This is a genomic window from Polaromonas sp. YR568 (assembly GCF_943369675.1).
Classification (GTDB): domain Bacteria; phylum Pseudomonadota; class Gammaproteobacteria; order Burkholderiales; family Burkholderiaceae_C; genus Polaromonas.
In genome coordinates, this window is sequence record NZ_CALROB020000001.1 from 1 (window position 1) to 15,491 (window position 15,491).

Genomic DNA, 15,491 nt, shown 5'->3' on the forward strand with positions numbered 1-15,491 from the left:
GGCGGCCGCCCGCGGCGACCAACAGGGTTTGCAGGTCGGCGGGCTTGGGCGCCGGGGCGGCTTTTTTGCCGGTGGCGGCACCCTCGCCGGCGTTGGAAATCTCTTGCTGCAGCCAGCCCAGCGCCAGTTCAAAATCCGGCCAGACCATGGTGTGGCCCAGGCAGCGGCTGCGTATGGTGGGCAACAGCTGGTGCGCCGCCTCGGTGGCCAGGATGAACTTCACGGCCCCCGGCGGTTCTTCCAGCGTCTTGAGCAAGGTGTTGGCCGTGACGTTGTTCATGCGCTCGGCCGGGAACACCAGCACGACCTTGGTGGTGCCGCGCGAACGCGTGAACTGGGTGAAGGACACGGCCTCGCGCGCGGCGTCGACCTTGATTTCCTTGCTGGGCTTGCGTTTTTTGGCGTCGAGATCGTCCTGGGTTTTTTCGTCCAGCGGCCAGCCGAGCGCCAGCGACAGGGTCTCGGGCATCAGCATGCAGAGGTCGGCATGGGTGTGGACGTCCACCGCATGGCAGCTGCCGCAATGGCCGCAGGCGCCCTGGGGCGTGGCTTCTTCACAAAGCCAGGCGCGGGCCAGCGCCAGCGCAAGTTCAAACTGCCCCAGGCCGGAAGGCCCGCTCAGCAGCCAGGCGTGGCCGCGCTGGACCAGCAGGCCTTCAAGCTGGGTTTGCAGCCAGGGTGCCAGCGGCGGGTTGCTGGATTCGGTGTCGTTGATGTCGCTCATGGCAGCCAGCCTTTGGCCTCGAACACCTGGCGCACCGCCTGCCAGACCTCGTCGCGGCTTTTGGCGGCGTCGATACGGGCAAAACGTTCGGGATGGTTTTTCTGCCGGTCGGCATAACCTTGCGCCACGCGGCGGAAGAATTCCAGCGGCTGCGCCTCGAACTTGTCGGGCACGCGGGCACCGGCCAGGCGCAGCGCGGCTTCTTCGGGCGCCAGGTCGAACCAGACGGTCAAATGCGGCTCGATCACGGTTTCCACCTCGGGCTTCATCGGCGAATTGCCGGCCGGGTCGCCCAGCAGGCCTTCGTCGGACTGCACCCATTGTTCCAGCGTGGCCAGCAGATTCAGGTCAAAACCGCGCCCCGCCCCCTGGTAGGCAAAGGTGGCGTCGGTGAAACGGTCGCACAGCACCACGTCGCCGCGCCGCAACGCCGGGGCAATCACGTTGACGATGTGGTCGCGCCGGGCGGCGAAGATCAGCAGCGCTTCGGTCAGCGGGTCCATGGCGTCGTTGAGCACCATGGCGCGCAGCTTCTCGGCCAGCGGCGTGCCGCCGGGCTCGCGCGTCAGCGTCACCGCCCTGCCCTCGGCCTCGAAGGCGTCGGCCAAGCCGGCGATGTGCGTGGACTTGCCGGCGCCGTCTATGCCTTCGAAGCTGATGAACAAGCCACTCAGAGGTCTATTGGTCATGATCTCATTCGCTCAAACGCTTGCCGAACTGTGGTGCAAGCAGGGGCCGCGGAACCGGCTTTGCCGGGCCGCAGGCGCAGCGCCCCCTCGGGGGGAAGCGCATTACACGAAGTCGAAGACGCAGTGAAAAGCGTGGGGGCCATATTTACTGGCCCCGGATGTATTTGTTCACGGCGCGGTTGTGCTCGTCCAGGCTGCTGCTGAAATGGCTGCTGCCATCGCCGCGCGCCACAAAGTAGATCGCCTTGGTGGGCGCCGGCTGCACCGCGGCCAGCAGCGCCGCCCGGCCCGGCATGGCAATCGGCGTGGGCGGCAGGCCGGCGCGGGTGTAGGTGTTGTAAGGGGTGTCGGCCAGCAGGTCGCGCTTGCGCAGGTTGCCGTCGAATTTATCGCCCAGGCCGTAGATCACGGTGGGGTCGGTCTGCAGCAGCATGCCCTGGCGCAGCCGGTTGGTGAAAACGCCGCCTATCTGCGCCCGGTCCGAGGGCTTGCCGGTTTCTTTTTCGACAATGCTGGCCAGGATCAGGGCTTCGTCAGGCGTCTTGAGCGGGGTGTCCGGGTTGCGCAGGGCCCAGGCGGCGTCCAGGCGTTTGTCCATGGCCCGCGCCGCGCGCTTGAGCACGGCCAGGTCGCTGGAGCCCTTGGCGTAGGTATAGGTGTCGGGGAAGAAGCGGCCCTCGGGGTGCACGCCGGGCTTGCCCAGCTTTTGCATGATGGCTTCGGGCGCCAGGTTGAGCGTGTCGGGCGACAGTTGCTCGGCCTTTTGCAGGGCCGCGCGCACCTGGTTGAAGTTCCAGCCTTCTACCAGTGTGACGCTTTTGAGGGCTTGATCACCCCGCACCAGCATGCTGAGCAGCTTTTGCGGCGTGGTGCCGGGCGCCAGTTCATAGCTGCCGGCCTTGATCAGCCGACCCTGGCCCGAAAAGCGGAACCAGGCATGGAGAAAAATCGCCGGCACGTCGGCGCCGCTGGCCACGATGACCTCGGCCACGCCGCTGGCGGGCGTGCCGGGCTCGATTTCCAGGTCCACCACCTGGCTGCCGGGCGCCAGGCGCAGGGGAATCGGCTCGTGCAGCCACCACAATCCCGCACCGAACAACAGCAGGGCGCCGGTAAATACCAGGATCAACAGACTTGTAAAGACACGACGCACAACCCAGCTACCTTTTCTGTACAGAACGCAAAAGCTCAGGCCTATGATAATTCAGCCCATCTCCCCACAGACTGTGAAGACTTCCATGACCCTCCCCTTGATCTCCGGCATCACCGAACTGACGCACCTGGGCGTGATCCGCGCGGCGGGCGACGATGCCGTTACTTTCCTGCAGGGGCAGCTGACGCAGGACGTGGCGCTGATGGGCGACAAGGAAGCGCGCCTGGCGGCTTTTTGCAATGCCAAGGGCCGCATGCAGGCCAGCTTTGTGGTCTTCAAACATGGCGCGGACGTGCTTTTGGTCTGCAACCGCGACATCCTGCCCGCCACGCTCAAGCGCCTGTCCATGTTTGTGCTGCGCGCCAAAGCCAAACTCAGCGACGCCAGCGCGGAATTTGCCTTGTACGGCATTGCCGGGGCCGCCGTGGCGCAGGTCGCGGGCCGCGCCGGTGCGCTTTGGGAAAAGATGGGCCTGGGCGACGCCGGCCTGGTGTTCCTGCATACCGGCGCCGGCCAGGCCCGCGCCTTGTGGTGCGCGCCGGCCGGATCGCCCGCGCCCCAGGCCTCGCCCATCAGCCTGGCCGACTGGCAATGGCTGGGCGTGCAGTCCGGCATCGCGATGATCACCCAGCCCATCTTCGAGGCCTTTGTGCCGCAGATGCTCAATTACGAATCCGTGGGCGGGGTCAACTTCAAGAAAGGCTGCTACCCCGGCCAGGAGATCGTGGCGCGCAGCCAGTTCCGCGGCACGCTCAAACGCCGCGCCTACGTGGCCCACACCGTCGGCACGCCGTCGGTCGGGCAAGAGGTGTTTCATGCTTCGGACGCCGGCCAGCCTTGCGGCCTGGTCGCGGCGGCGGCGCCCAACCCGGCAGGCGGCTTTGATGCCATCGTGTCCATGCAGACCTCCGCGGCGGCCGATGCCGCCGATGGGCGCCTGACTTTGGGAAGCGCTTCAGGCGACACCTTGTCACTGCTCCCCCTGCCCTACGCGCTGCTCGAAGACATCTGATGTGCCTGGTTGCGTTTGCCATCGGCGCCTCAGCTCGCTGGCCGCTGGTGATCGCGGCCAACCGCGATGAGTTCCTGGAGCGGCCCACGCTGCCGCTCGCGCGCTGGCAAACCGCTTCGAGCCAGGAAATCCTCTCCGGCCGCGACCTGCGCGCCGGCGGCACCTGGATGGGCATCACGCCTGCCGGCCGCATCGCGTTTTTGACCAATGTGCGGCAAGCCCAGCCCGACGCGGCGCCGCGTTCGCGCGGGGAACTGGTCACGCGCTGGCTGGAAAGCAAGGGCGACGCAGCGGGTTTTGTGGCGGCGCTTGAGGGCAATGGCGCGGCCTTTGGCGGCTTTAACCTGGTGCTGGGCGACCTGCGGCAAAAGGCCTGGACCTGGGTGACGAACAAATACGCCGGCGCGCCATCGCTGCGTGCCCAGGCTTTGCCGCCCGGCCTCTATGGCCTGTCCAACGCCGGACTCGACACACCCTGGCCCAAAACGCTTGAACTGAAACGCGTGCTGGCGGCTGCCTTGCAAACCGGCGATGGCAACGAGGGCTTGAAAAAGCTGCTGTGGACGGCGCTGGGAAACCGCCAGCGCGCTTTGCCCGCCGACCTTCCGCATACCGGCGTGCCGCCCGAACTTGAAGAAGCGCTCTCAAGCGCCTTTGTGGAAGTGCCGGGACGTGCTTATGGCACGCGCTGCAGCACGGTGCTGCTGGCAACGGCCTCCGGCCATGACTGGGACATCCAGCTGGAAGAGCGCACGCATGCGCGCGACGCGCTTGCGGACACTGCGGGCCCGGTCCACCGCGAACAACTCAGCTTCAGGGCGCCTTGACCATCTCAATGTGCGGGATGCCGACTTCCTCAAACGGCTCGCCGCGCGGCGTAAATCCGAGGCGCTGGTAGAAACCTTCCGCGCTGCGCTGCGCATGCAGCATGACTTCACGGTCGCCGCGCTCACGCGCCGCGCCCATCAGCGTGTGCAGGATGTCCGCCCCTACGCGTGAACCCCGCAGCGCGCGGTGCACCGCCATGCGGCCAATCTTGCCCACGCCTTCCGCATGCTGGACCAGCCGCCCCGTGGCAATGCCCTGCCCCAGCCCGTTATAGGCCACGGCATGCAGGGCCGTGTTGTCGGCCTCGTCCCATACCATCTGCATGGGAATGCGCTGCTCCTCCACAAACACGGCGGTGCGCACCTTGCCGGCGTCGGCGCCCAGCGCGGCCCAGCCGCCGGCCTTGACGTGCAGCATGGGCTCACCGGCTTCATAGCCCGTCAACAGGCGGCGCAGCGCATCGGGCACCGGCCTCGAGGTCTGCGAGGCCGGGTCGGCAAACACATAGATCAGCTCGCAGGTGATCAGCAGTTCATCCCCGCGAAAGATCGCGCCCGCAAAGGTCATCGACGAAGTGCCGATGCGCGCGCACTTGAGCGCCACGTCCAGCCTGTCGTCAAACCGCGCCGAGCCGTGGTATTCCACGCCGGCTTTCTTCACGTAGAGGTCGCCGCCCAGTTGCACCATGGTTTCTTCGTACGGCAGGGCCAGCGCGCGCCAGTAGTCGGTGATGGCCGTGTCGAAGTACATCAGGTAGTGCGCGTTGAACACGATTTTTTGCATGTCCACCTCGGCCCAGCGAACGCGCAGGCGGTGGAAAAAACGGAAGTCTTGTCGTTTCATGTATGTCGTCCCCTCATTGATCCAGCCCAAAGGCGCCGCGCAGCGCCGCCGCCGCATCGGCATGGGCGCGCCTGGCCTCGGGAATGATGCGGCCCATCTTGATGAACTCGTGCGTGACGCCGCGGTAAATTTCCAGGTCCACCGCCACGCCGGCCGCGCGAAGCTTGTCGGCATACATCACGCCCTCGTCGACCAGCGGGTCGCATTCGGCCAGGCCCACCCAGGCCGGCGCCACGCCGTCCACGTCGGGCGCGTTGAGCGGCGCGAAACGCCAGTCGTCGCGGTCCGCCGGGCTGCGCACGTACTGCCCGAAGAACCAGCTGATGTCGGCCTCGTCCAGCACAAAACCCTCGGCAAAGGTTTTGTGCGAAGGCGTGTCCTGGTGCGCGGCGCAACCCGGGTAGATCAGCAGCTGCAAGGCCAGCGGCAGGCCGGCGTCACGCGCCAGCACCGCGCACATGGCGGCCAGCGTGCCGCCCGCGCTGTCGCCGCCGACTGCCAGGCGGGAAGCGTCCAGTCCATGCAAGGCGGCATTGGCGGCCAGCCATTGCAGCGCGTCCCAGGCATCGTTGGCCGCCATCGGAAACTTGTGCGCAGGCGCCAGCCGGTAGTCCAGCGACACCACGGCAATGCCGGCCAGCAGGCTCAGTTGCCGGCACAGGATGTCATGCGTGGCGACGCTGCCCACCGTGAAGCCGCCGCCGTGAAAAAACAGCAGCACCGGCAGGACATCGGCCGACGGCGCATAGAGCCGCGCGCCCAGCAACTGGCCGTCGCGCGCGGGAATTTGCAGCTCTTCCACGCGGTCCAGCGCGGGCTTGGGGATTTCCAGCACACCGGCGCCGGCCTCGTAGGCGGCGCGGGCCTGGTCCGCGGTCAGGGTGTGGAACGGCGGGCGATTGGCGCGGGCGATGCGGCTCAGCACATCGCGCATGGTGGGGGTCAGCAGGGTTTGCGGGTTGGGCGGCATCGGTAAACGGCGGGGGCGGCAGCGCGGGTGCTATCACCCAGGTGACGGGAAACGGGGTTGGCGGGCGGGAGATTCGGGACTCAGGCCTTGAAAGCCGATAAAGTCACAGCAAGAACCCGCATCGCCCCACATCGTACAACGCAGAAAGACAGCCCGTATGGCCTTCATCTACTACGTCACCCAGGTCCAGTTCGAATTCGGCGCCGTGAAACTGCTCAAGCAGGAATGCGAGCGCGTGGGCATCACGCGTCCGCTCATCGTGACCGACCCCGGCGTCAAGGCGGCCGGCATTTTGCAAAAGGCGCTGGACGCCCTGCCGGGCATGAAGGTCGCGGTGTTCGACCAGACGCCCTCCAACCCGACCGAGGCCGCCGTGCGCGCCGCCGCCGAACTCTATAAGTCCAGCGGCTGCGACGGCCTGATCGCCGTGGGCGGCGGTTCGGCGATCGACTGTGCCAAGGGCGTGGCGATTGCCGCCACGCACGAAGGGCCGCTCACCACCTATGCCACCATTGAAGGCGGTTCCCCCAAGATCACCGACCGCGCCGCACCGCTGATCGCTGTGCCCACCACCAGCGGCACCGGCAGCGAGGTCGCGCGCGGCGCCATCCTCATCGTGGACGACCACCGCAAGCTCGGGTTTCATTCCTGGCACCTGGTGCCCAAGACAGCCATCTGCGACCCCGAACTCACGCTGGGCCTGCCCGCAAAACTCACGGCCGCCACCGGCATGGACGCCATCGCGCACTGCATGGAAACCTTTATGTCGGCCGCCTTCAACCCGCCGGCTGACGGCATCGCGCTGGACGGCCTGGAGCGCGGCTGGGCCCACATCGAACGCGCCACCCGCGACGGCAGCGACCGCGACGCGCGTTTCAATTTGATGAGCGCCTCCATGCAAGGCGCCATGGCCTTCCAGAAAGGCCTGGGCTGCGTGCACAGCCTGAGCCACAGCCTGGGCGGCGTGGACCCGCGCCTGCACCACGGCACGCTGAACGCGATGTTCCTGCCGGCGGTGGTGCGCTTTAACGCCGAGGCCGAATCGGTGCAAAAAGACAAGCGCCTGGACCGCATGGCCCGCGCCATGGGCCTGGCTTCAGGCGGCGACATCGCGGAGGCGATCCGCGACATGAATGCCCGGCTGGGCTTGCCGACCGGCCTGGCCGCGATGGGTGTTCAGCGGGAGCAGTTCGGCCAGATCATCACCGGCGCGCTGGCCGACCATTGCCACAAGACGAATCCGCGCATCGCCAGCGCGGGGGAATACGAAGAGATGCTGGCCGCGTCGCTTTGACGTTGATTGAGTCGCCGGAGAAGTAACTAAATTGAATCTGATCCCGTTATGGGAATGAACCACTTCAGTCTTCGACGAATTCAGTAGTGACCGTTAATCTTTTATGAGAAGCGAAAGACCTTTCGCCACATACTCAGAACCGATTACAGAAAGGTGATTGTTGTCACGATAAAACATCTGGCCATCCTTCATTCCCCAGCACCAAGAACTGTCACACAGCCGCCCACTTGCATCAAAAATCTTCACGCGCGGAAAATCCATCAAGACCTTAGCGACAATTTCCCGGTATTCACGGTTTCGATGATCGAATTCCTTTCTGGAAACTGCACAAAGTTCCCGCACTGACTTTGTAAACCAAACTATCCTGCTATTCACGCAAGATTCCGGATCAAACCCAAGCTCTGGTATATCCAAGACAAAGACAACTTCTTTTCCACTTTTCGCTAAGTCGGAAAGCGTTTGCCGCATTGCAATCTCATACATCATTCGAAAATCGGTTACTTGCGGCGAATCAATCAAGGATAGTTGCCTGTTCGATATCAGCTCACTTCCACCAACACCAAAGCCTCGGCCTGTGAGATATAGCGGCCCGCGTGATGACAAGATGATCATTTTTATTTGATTGCTGGTTATCGCAACTTGGAGAGCCTCCTTCACAGTATCAACACAGATGTTGTCTCTCAATCCTTTTTCAAAGGATGCAAGTCCTGAAAAGGGAGGGCAGCCACCAACTCCAAGATTCAAGACAACTTCTTCAGTGGACTTCAACGCGGTTACGAGGCCGGGATAAAGGTGATTCGAGTGCGAATCACCCAGCAACATGACCGTCGGCTTCTTTATGGGGTTGGATAGCGAGCAGAAGTGCTTGGAAAAGGCGGGGTAGGCTTTCGTGCAAGCTGGATCCGGGGATATCCATCCCCAGTTAAATGCATCGCTGCTTTCAGCTTGAGCTTGGAGTTGCAATTTTGCTCGATATGCGGCCACATACCCGAAACTTCCGATCAAGAACAGTGCCACGCAAAGCATGAATGTGAGCAGCCAAGACGCGCCTCTTCTTGACCGGACCGGCTTCTCAACCAGCGAATAAGTCAGTATCGCGAGCAACACGCTTAAAAGAAGCGCAAACAATCTGGATTCAAGCGATGGTGTTGCCGGATCCAGTATCCGTGCAAAGGTCAAGAGGGGCCAATGCCAGAGATAAAGCGGATAGCTTATAAGTCCAATGAACACCATGAACCGGTTTCCAAGGACTACCCGATTAACCCACACATTCGGACCCGCAGCCAAAACCGCGAAGGCTCCAAGCACCACAACTAATGCCCACCACCCCGGATAAAGCAGTGTTTGGTGCATCAACAGTGCAGAGATACAAAGTACAAGTACACCAACCCACGACAATAAAGATCGGGCATTTTTCTGAACTGCCACTGAACAGTAATTCGCTACTAAAGCCCTAACACGGGCACCCCACATTTCATTTTTATTGGATAGGCGCGCATAAGAGAGCGCGGCTCCACCCAAAAACTCCCAAAATCGGGTTGGCAGATTTAGAAAGGTTTTTATGGGACTTTCGGTGACACCCAAAATATTCATGCCGAAGGATAAAGCGCCGAGTAGCACCATAAAACCAATGGCTAGCCTGCTTCCTCGTTTCCATGCCATCCAAAGAAGCAGTGGATATATCAAATAGAACTGCTCTTCGATTGCCAGTGACCAGATGTGCTTTAGCGACTTTAGATCCGAAGATACATCAAAATAGCCTGATTCCCATAGAAGAACATAGTTCTCTAAAAATCCAGCGCTGGCGACTGTGTGATTACCCAGTCTCACGAGCTGACTGGGCGGCAGGAAGATAAAGCCAAGAATTAAGGTTGTGCCCAGGACAACTATGAGACTGGGAAATATTCGCCTTACCCGATGAGCATAAAACTCGCCAAAGTTAAAAGACCCCAACTCCAGCCTTCGAACAATGATGTCTGAAATGAGATATCCCGAAATGACGAAGAAGATATCGACGCCAATAAATCCGCCAGGAAGAAAATGGGGGAAAGCGTGAAATACCAGAACTGAAAGTATGGCGAAGGCTCGAAGCCCATCAATGTCTGGCCGGTAGACCAATGACCTCGTGCGTGAAGTTGATTGGGATAAACCGGGCGCGTTTACATTGCCAGAATTGATAATTGATTTAGCTGCGCGCAGGAATGAAGTCAATTGGATTGGGGTTTTTAGTACGACCGGGATTATCAACTTTCCGCTCAGGTTGCCTTGCCGGCCGTTGTCAACGCCGCCTCCAGGTGACCGCATACCGCAGCTACTGAGCAGGAAGAAGGCCAGGGCATTCCCAGGGATGCGACCAACCCCTTGCACAGCCGCGCTCGATTCGCTCGCACCAACCTCGGTGCGAGCCATTGAAACAAGTTCATGGATTCCCTCTTTGATTTCTTCTTGTTTTGGTTGCGCTTCGGCCAAACCAATGTGCACGCAGTCTAATAAGAGGCGTGCCCCTTGTCACCGCTTGTGTTCAGGAAAAAATTACAAGGTCGCTGTTAAACAACAAGGCTCACACCCAATCCGGGATGCCGCATTGTTCATATTTCGGCGCCAGCATGCTTAGGGCTACTTGCCGGGGCCCCGCGCCAGGCGGCCCGCCGGGCACGTTGTGCACCGAGCGCCGCACAAACGGGATCGAGTACCCGGCCTGCGGCGCGGGCTTGAAGCTGTCTTCGCTGAGGTCGACTTGGCGCGAGCAGTTCGGGCAAATCATCACCGGAGCACTGGCACACCATTGCCACAAGACGAACCCGCGCATCGCCAACGGGAAATACGAAAAAATGCTGGCGGCCTCGCCTCAGGAGGCTGCCGCTGACGCAGGATTGAATCAACCCCGCGCACCGGCGCACCCCATTCCCCGCTTGCCGCCGGGGCGCGTCGCTGATCAGGGGCGGCAGGGTTCTAAATACCAAATATGGTTACTTTTCATAACCATAAACAGGCAACTTGGCAAGAGTCTATTTACTTATTATTTATAACCAAATTACCGTTACGCTCTGGTCCGTGATTGACGATTTCCGTGCAACCGCCCGGCGGCGGGTCGCGGGTGCATCGCCCAAGGGGGGAATGCGGGGTCGTTGAGCACGCCAGATCAATAACACCTCAGGAGACCTCATGAAAACCCAATTGTTTGCACTCTCCGTGCTGGCGGCCGCCAGTTGCGCGGCCAACGCCCAGAGTTCCGTCACGGTATACGGCGTGCTCGACTCTTTCCTTGAGGTCGCGTCCGCCGGAAACGGCAACGTGACGCGTATCTCCAGCGGCGGCGCCATGGGCTCGCGCTTCGGTTTTCGCGGCATGGAAGACCTGGGCGGCGGCCTGAAGGCGAATTTCGTACTGGAAGCCGGTGTGTTGCTGGACACGGGCGCCACCACGGGCACGGCCTTCAGCCCGACCAGCACCGTGCCGACCGGCGGCACCTACATGTTCCAGCGCATGGCGTTTGTGGGCCTGAGCGGCGATTTCGGCGCCATCAACCTGGGCCGGCAGTACACGCCGCATTTCGGCACCATGGCGGCGTTTGACCCGACCGGTTTCACCATGTCGGGGGCCTTGAACTATTACGCCGGCCCCGGCGTGGGCATCAACGGCGGCTCACCCGCCGACGCCACCACACGCCGCGACAATTCCATCCTGTACACCACGCCGACCTGGAGCGGCTTCAAGGGCCAGGTGTTTTATGCGCTGGGTGAATCGACCGGCGCCGGCCAGCCCAAATCCACCGGCAACACGCTCAATATCGCGGGCGGCTACAGCAGCAACACGCTGTCGGCGCAAATCAGCTACCTCACGGAAAAAACCGTTTACCTGATCGGCAACACCGACAAGTACACCGACTTTGCGATTTCCTATGATTTCGGGGTGATCAAGCCGTCGGCGATCTTCGTGCGCCGCCGCGGCGATGTGGCCGGGGCGCCCGCGCTGGACGCCTACCAGGTCGCCGCCTCCGCGCCGCTGGGCTCCGGCAAGCTGATCGCCACCTACGGCCAGCTCAAAAACAAGACCACGGCCAACGCCGACTCCAAGGCTTTCGGCGTGCGCTACGACTACGCGCTGTCCAAGCGCACCACGCTCTACGCCGGCGCGACCAAAATCAGCAACCAGGCCAACGCCGGCTACACCATCAGCGGCGGCGGCGGAAGCTCGCCGGGCCTGGCGCTCTCAGCCGTCGGCCAGAGCCCGAAGTCGGTGTATGCGGGGATTGCGCACGTCTTCTAAGCGTGCATGGCGGCGCGCTCAAAGCGCGCCCAGCTGTCCCAGGTCGGGCCGCGTGAGCCATTCCTGCCATTCGTCCGCCAGCTGCGCGCTCGCCGCGGTCGCCGCGCTCCAGGCCTTCACCCTGGCCTGTAGGTCCGGCCCATAACGCACAAAGTCCGTGCGATCCGGCAGTTTGCCGTTGGGCAGTTGTTGCTTGATCCAGTCCGGGTCGGGCGCCAGCAGCACCATGTTGTCGAGGAAGTGGGTGGCCTTGTGGCGCCACTTGAGGCCTTTGTCCAGCCAGCCGGGCACCACGGATTTCTGGAAGTGCGGGTAGAGCACCAGGCCCGCGCCGCCCGCGCTCAGGTCATTCGCGTAGTTCAGGTGCAGGTGGTAGTCGGTGATGCCGCCGTCCCAGTAGGCGCCGGGCGGGCCGCCGGGCACGTTGTGCACCGATCGCAGCACAAAGGGAATCGAGCAGCTGGCCTGCAGCGCGAGCTTGAAGTTGTCGTCGCTGAGGTCGACCTGGCGCGTGCGGTAGTCGCTGGTGGCGAATGGCAGTTTGGCGCCGGGCGTGGAAAACACCACGCGCTCCAGCCAGGCGCCCATGGCCTTGCGGTGCAGGCTGTTGGTCAGGAAAGCGCCCAGGTAGCCCAGCGGCGTGGCCAGCTTGTGTTCGCGGCCCAGCAGGTGGCGCCCGCGCGAGGTCACGATGTGCAGCTTGTAGCGCGGGTGCTGCAGCACCTCGTGCACGCGGCCGCCGTAAAAGTCTTTCAGGCTTTGCCCAAACTGCTCGCTGACGAAATCGGCGGTCGGCCGTTTCTGGCCGGGCTGCAGTTCGTAATGCTGGTGGATGTAGTCGTGCTCCAGCCGCGAGAAGCCGGCCGCCGGGTCGTTCAGGCAGGCCGTGGCCATGCGCCAGGCGCCTATCGAGGCGCCCACCAGGTGAACCGGATGGTCGGTTTTAGCGAGCCAGTCGCCAAAGATAAAACGGTCCAGCGCGCCCAGTACCAGTCCTTTGGGCCCGCCGGCTGCACCCGGCACCACACCGATGTCGCGGGGCTGCAGGCCGTTCTGTTCGATGTGCCGGTGCGCCTGGGGGCTGGCGTAGATGCGGAGGGCTTTCATGGGAGGTCGATGGATGCAGGCATATTGGAGCATCAGGCTGGACGCAGCGCTGTCCTTTGCGGGACGCGCCCTCCCCGCCTATTTCTTGAGCGCCGCCAGCTTGCTGAAGGCCGATTCCATGGCCGTGGCGGCCGCGGGCTGCGGTGCGCCTGAACGCCCACCGCCGTAACTGCCGCCGCCGCGGTTCTGCCCGCCGGGCGGCCGCGCGCTCTCAAAGCGGTTGTCGCGCGGGCCGTCACGGCGCGCCGGCGCGGCGTCCAGCTTCATCGTGAGGCCGATGCGCTTGCGCGCCACGTCCACCTCGGTCACACGCACCTTCACGATGTCGCCGGTCTTGACGACTTCGCGCGCGTCGGTCACGAACTTGTTGGCCAGCTGGCTCACGTGGACCAGGCCGTCCTGGTGCACGCCGATGTCGACAAAAGCGCCGAAGGCCGCGACGTTGCTGACCGTGCCTTCCAGCGTCATGCCTTCCTTGAGGTCCTTGATGTCTTCCACGCCTTCGTTGAAGCGCGCCACCTTGAAGTCGGGGCGCGGGTCGCGGCCGGGTTTTTCGAGCTCGGTGATGATGTCCTTCACGGTGATCACGCCGAACTGCTCATTGGCGAAGAGCTCGGGCTTCAGGGTCTTGAGCATCTCGGCCCGGCCCATCAGTTCGGCCACCGGCTTGCCGGTGTGGGCCATGATTTTTTCGACCACCGGGTAGGTTTCGGGGTGCACGCCCGTCATGTCCAGCGGGTTGCTGCTGCTGCGCAGGCGCAAAAAGCCCGCGCTCTGCTCAAAGGTCTTGGCGCCCAGGCCGGTCACTTTCAGCAAATCGGCGCGGGAAGCGAAGGCGCCGTTGGCATCGCGCCAGCGCACCACCGACTTGGCGACGGTTTGCGACAGGCCCGAGACGCGCGCCAGCAGCGGCACGCTGGCGGTGTTCAGGTCCACGCCCACGCTGTTCACGCAATCCTCGACCACGGTGTCCAGGCTGCGCGCCAGGTCGCTCTGGTTCACGTCGTGCTGGTACTGGCCCACGCCTATCGATTTCGGGTCGATCTTGACGAGTTCGGCAAGCGGGTCCTGCAGGCGGCGCGCGATGCTGGCCGCGCCGCGCAGGCTCACGTCCACGTCCGGCATTTCCTGTGAGGCGAATTCGCTGGCCGAATACACCGAGGCGCCGGCCTCGCTGACCACGACTTTCTCCATCACCTGCTCGACCTTGGCCATACCCTTGATCAGGTCGGCGGCCAGCTTGTCGGTTTCGCGGCTGGCCGTGCCGTTGCCGATGGCGATCAGGTTGACGCCGTGCTTTTCGCAGAGTTTGGCCAGCGTGTGCAGCGAGCCGTCCCAGTCCTTGCGCGGCTCGTGCGGGAAGACGGTGGAGGTCTCCACCAGCTTGCCGGTGGCGTCGACCACCGCCACCTTCACGCCGGTGCGAATGCCCGGATCCAGGCCCATCACCACGCGCGGGCCGGCGGGCGCCGCCAGCAGCAGGTCGCGCAGGTTGTCGGCGAACACCTTGATGGCGACTTTTTCGGCCTCTTCGCGCAGGCGGGTGAAGAGGTCGCGCTCCAGCGAGAGGCTGAGCTTGACGCGCCAGGTCCAGGCCACGGCCTTGCGAAGCAAATCATCGGCAGGGCGCGCCTTGTGGCTCCAGCCCAGGTGCAGCGCAATCTTGCCTTCGGCGATGCTCGGTTTGCCGGGCTCGGCCTGCTCGGGCAGCACCAGCTTGGCGTCCAGGATCTCCAGGCCGCGGCCGCGGAACACGGCCAGCGCGCGATGCGAAGGCACGCGGCCGATAGGTTCGTCGTAATCGAAATAGTCGCGGAACTTGCTGTTGTCGGCGTTGTTCTCGTCCTTGCCGGTGACCAGCTTGGAACTGAACAGCCCTTCGCTCCACAGCCAGTTGCGCAGCGACTGCACCAGGCCCGCATCTTCGGCCCAGCGCTCGCTGAGGATGTCGCGCACGCCGTCCAGCACGGCCTGCACGGTCGTGAAGTCGTCGCCGCTCTCGTTCTTTTCGGTTTTCACAAAGGCCGCGGCCTCGTCGGCCGGCACCAGCGACGGGTCGGCGAACAGCTTGTCGGCCAGCGTCTCGATGCCGGCTTCGCGCGCGATCTGGCCCTTGGTCCGGCGCCTGGGCTTGAAAGGCAGGTACAGGTCTTCCAGGTCCTGTTTGGTGGCGGCGAATTCAATGGCCGCGCGCAATTCGGGCGTGAGCTTGCCCTGCTCTTCAATGCTTTTGAGCACGGCTTCGCGGCGCTCTTCGAGTTCGCGCAGGTAACCCAGCCGGTATTCGAGTTCGCGCAGCTGGATGTCGTCCAGCCCGCCGGTGGCTTCCTTGCGGTAGCGCGCGATAAAGGGCACGGTGGCGCCGCCGTCGAGCAGCTCCACGGCCGTCTTGATCTGGTGTTCCTGGACTTTGATTTCTGCCGCGATCTGGCGGATGATTTTTTGCATATCGGGAAAAGGTGCTATGAAGGTCTGGAAGGCTGAAAGAAAGGAACAGGGCTCAGTGTCGCAGGCCTTGGGGTCCACACCGCGAACCCCACAAACTGACGCCAAGGGTCGGCATTGTCCCACAGGCAAAACACGGGTTTGCTTCCCATAATGG

At 63.2% G+C, this 15,491-nt stretch carries 13 protein-coding genes; 5 read left to right on the plus strand and 8 right to left on the minus strand.

The annotated features are described in order from the left end of the window. The 3 genes from ACLV8F_RS00005 to mltG form a co-directional block, all read right to left on the minus strand. Positions 1 to 724: DNA polymerase III subunit delta' (locus ACLV8F_RS00005; protein ID WP_411882194.1), on the minus strand; the 724-nt coding region annotated here is incomplete at its 3' end. Next, positions 721 to 1,413: a dTMP kinase gene (tmk, locus tag ACLV8F_RS00010; protein WP_411882195.1), complete on the minus strand. Its 693-nt coding sequence runs from the start codon at positions 1,411 to 1,413 to the stop codon at positions 721 to 723. The genes tmk and ACLV8F_RS00005, both read right to left, overlap by 4 nt. A 145-nt stretch (positions 1,414 to 1,558) precedes the next feature. Further along, positions 1,559 to 2,566 carry an endolytic transglycosylase MltG gene (gene mltG / locus ACLV8F_RS00015; RefSeq protein WP_411882196.1) on the minus strand — a complete coding sequence of 336 codons (1,008 nt, stop codon included), beginning with the start codon at positions 2,564 to 2,566 and terminating at the stop codon, positions 1,559 to 1,561. A gap of 85 nt (positions 2,567 to 2,651) precedes the next feature. On the opposite strand from mltG, the gene ACLV8F_RS00020 reads away from it, so the two are divergent. Then, positions 2,652 to 3,578 carry a YgfZ/GcvT domain-containing protein gene (locus ACLV8F_RS00020; protein ID WP_411882197.1) on the plus strand — a complete coding sequence of 309 codons (927 nt, stop codon included), beginning with the start codon at positions 2,652 to 2,654 and terminating at the stop codon, positions 3,576 to 3,578. Then, positions 3,578 to 4,405, plus strand: coding sequence for an NRDE family protein (locus ACLV8F_RS00025; RefSeq protein ID WP_411882198.1), 828 nt, complete (start codon positions 3,578 to 3,580; stop codon positions 4,403 to 4,405). Before ACLV8F_RS00020 ends, ACLV8F_RS00025 begins: the two co-directional genes overlap by 1 nt. Here the strand turns inward: ACLV8F_RS00025 and ACLV8F_RS00030 are convergent. Both ACLV8F_RS00030 and ACLV8F_RS00035 read right to left on the minus strand, forming a co-directional pair. Continuing rightward, positions 4,392 to 5,249: a YbgC/FadM family acyl-CoA thioesterase gene (locus ACLV8F_RS00030; protein ID WP_411882199.1), complete on the minus strand. Its 858-nt coding sequence runs from the start codon at positions 5,247 to 5,249 to the stop codon at positions 4,392 to 4,394. The genes ACLV8F_RS00025 and ACLV8F_RS00030 overlap by 14 nt on opposite strands. A gap of 13 nt (positions 5,250 to 5,262) precedes the next feature. Beyond that, positions 5,263 to 6,219, minus strand: coding sequence for an alpha/beta hydrolase (locus tag ACLV8F_RS00035; RefSeq protein WP_411882200.1), 957 nt, complete (start codon positions 6,217 to 6,219; stop codon positions 5,263 to 5,265). A gap of 157 nt (positions 6,220 to 6,376) precedes the next feature. Between ACLV8F_RS00035 and ACLV8F_RS00040 the strand changes: the two genes are divergently transcribed. Beyond that, positions 6,377 to 7,513 (plus strand): iron-containing alcohol dehydrogenase, encoded by a 1,137-nt coding sequence (locus ACLV8F_RS00040; protein WP_411882201.1) that lies wholly within the window; start codon positions 6,377 to 6,379, stop codon positions 7,511 to 7,513. Between the two features lie 93 nt (positions 7,514 to 7,606). Here the strand turns inward: ACLV8F_RS00040 and ACLV8F_RS00045 are convergent, their stop codons facing one another. Further along, positions 7,607 to 9,994 (minus strand): acyltransferase family protein, encoded by a 2,388-nt coding sequence (locus tag ACLV8F_RS00045; protein WP_411882202.1) that lies wholly within the window; start codon positions 9,992 to 9,994, stop codon positions 7,607 to 7,609. A 230-nt stretch (positions 9,995 to 10,224) separates the two neighbouring features. Between ACLV8F_RS00045 and ACLV8F_RS00050 the strand changes: the two genes are divergently transcribed. Beyond that, on the plus strand, positions 10,225 to 10,542 hold the full coding sequence (locus ACLV8F_RS00050) for a hypothetical protein (protein ID WP_411882203.1): 318 nt from the start codon (positions 10,225 to 10,227) through the stop codon (positions 10,540 to 10,542). Between the two features lie 136 nt (positions 10,543 to 10,678). Further along, complete coding sequence (locus ACLV8F_RS00055) at positions 10,679 to 11,782, plus strand: porin (RefSeq protein WP_411882204.1); 1,104 nt, start codon at positions 10,679 to 10,681, stop codon at positions 11,780 to 11,782. Between the two features lie 18 nt (positions 11,783 to 11,800). Here ACLV8F_RS00055 and ACLV8F_RS00060 read toward each other — a convergent pair whose 3' ends face one another. Together ACLV8F_RS00060 and ACLV8F_RS00065 are read right to left on the minus strand one after the other, a co-directional pair. Then, complete coding sequence (locus tag ACLV8F_RS00060) at positions 11,801 to 12,889, minus strand: patatin-like phospholipase family protein (protein ID WP_411882205.1); 1,089 nt, start codon at positions 12,887 to 12,889, stop codon at positions 11,801 to 11,803. Positions 12,890 to 12,967: 78 nt separating this feature from the next. After that, entirely contained in the window at positions 12,968 to 15,337 is a 2,370-nt protein-coding gene (locus tag ACLV8F_RS00065) for a Tex family protein (RefSeq protein ID WP_411882206.1), read from the minus strand. Between the last annotated feature and the right edge of the window lie 154 nt (positions 15,338 to 15,491).

Bases quoted from the DNA above. Each gene is read 5' to 3' on its own strand.
- tmk (WP_411882195.1), bottom strand. From the start codon at position 1,413: ATGACCAATAGACCTCTGAGTGGCTTGTTCATCAGCTTCGAAGGCATA.
- ACLV8F_RS00020 (WP_411882197.1), top strand. From the start codon at position 2,652: ATGACCCTCCCCTTGATCTCCGGCATCACCGAACTGACGCACCTGGGC.
- ACLV8F_RS00025 (WP_411882198.1), top strand. From the start codon at position 3,578: ATGTGCCTGGTTGCGTTTGCCATCGGCGCCTCAGCTCGCTGGCCGCTG.
- ACLV8F_RS00030 (WP_411882199.1), bottom strand. From the start codon at position 5,249: ATGAAACGACAAGACTTCCGTTTTTTCCACCGCCTGCGCGTTCGCTGG.
- ACLV8F_RS00035 (WP_411882200.1), bottom strand. From the start codon at position 6,219: ATGCCGCCCAACCCGCAAACCCTGCTGACCCCCACCATGCGCGATGTG.
- ACLV8F_RS00040 (WP_411882201.1), top strand. From the start codon at position 6,377: ATGGCCTTCATCTACTACGTCACCCAGGTCCAGTTCGAATTCGGCGCC.
- ACLV8F_RS00055 (WP_411882204.1), top strand. From the start codon at position 10,679: ATGAAAACCCAATTGTTTGCACTCTCCGTGCTGGCGGCCGCCAGTTGC.
- ACLV8F_RS00060 (WP_411882205.1), bottom strand. From the start codon at position 12,889: ATGAAAGCCCTCCGCATCTACGCCAGCCCCCAGGCGCACCGGCACATC.
- ACLV8F_RS00065 (WP_411882206.1), bottom strand. From the start codon at position 15,337: ATGCAAAAAATCATCCGCCAGATCGCGGCAGAAATCAAAGTCCAGGAA.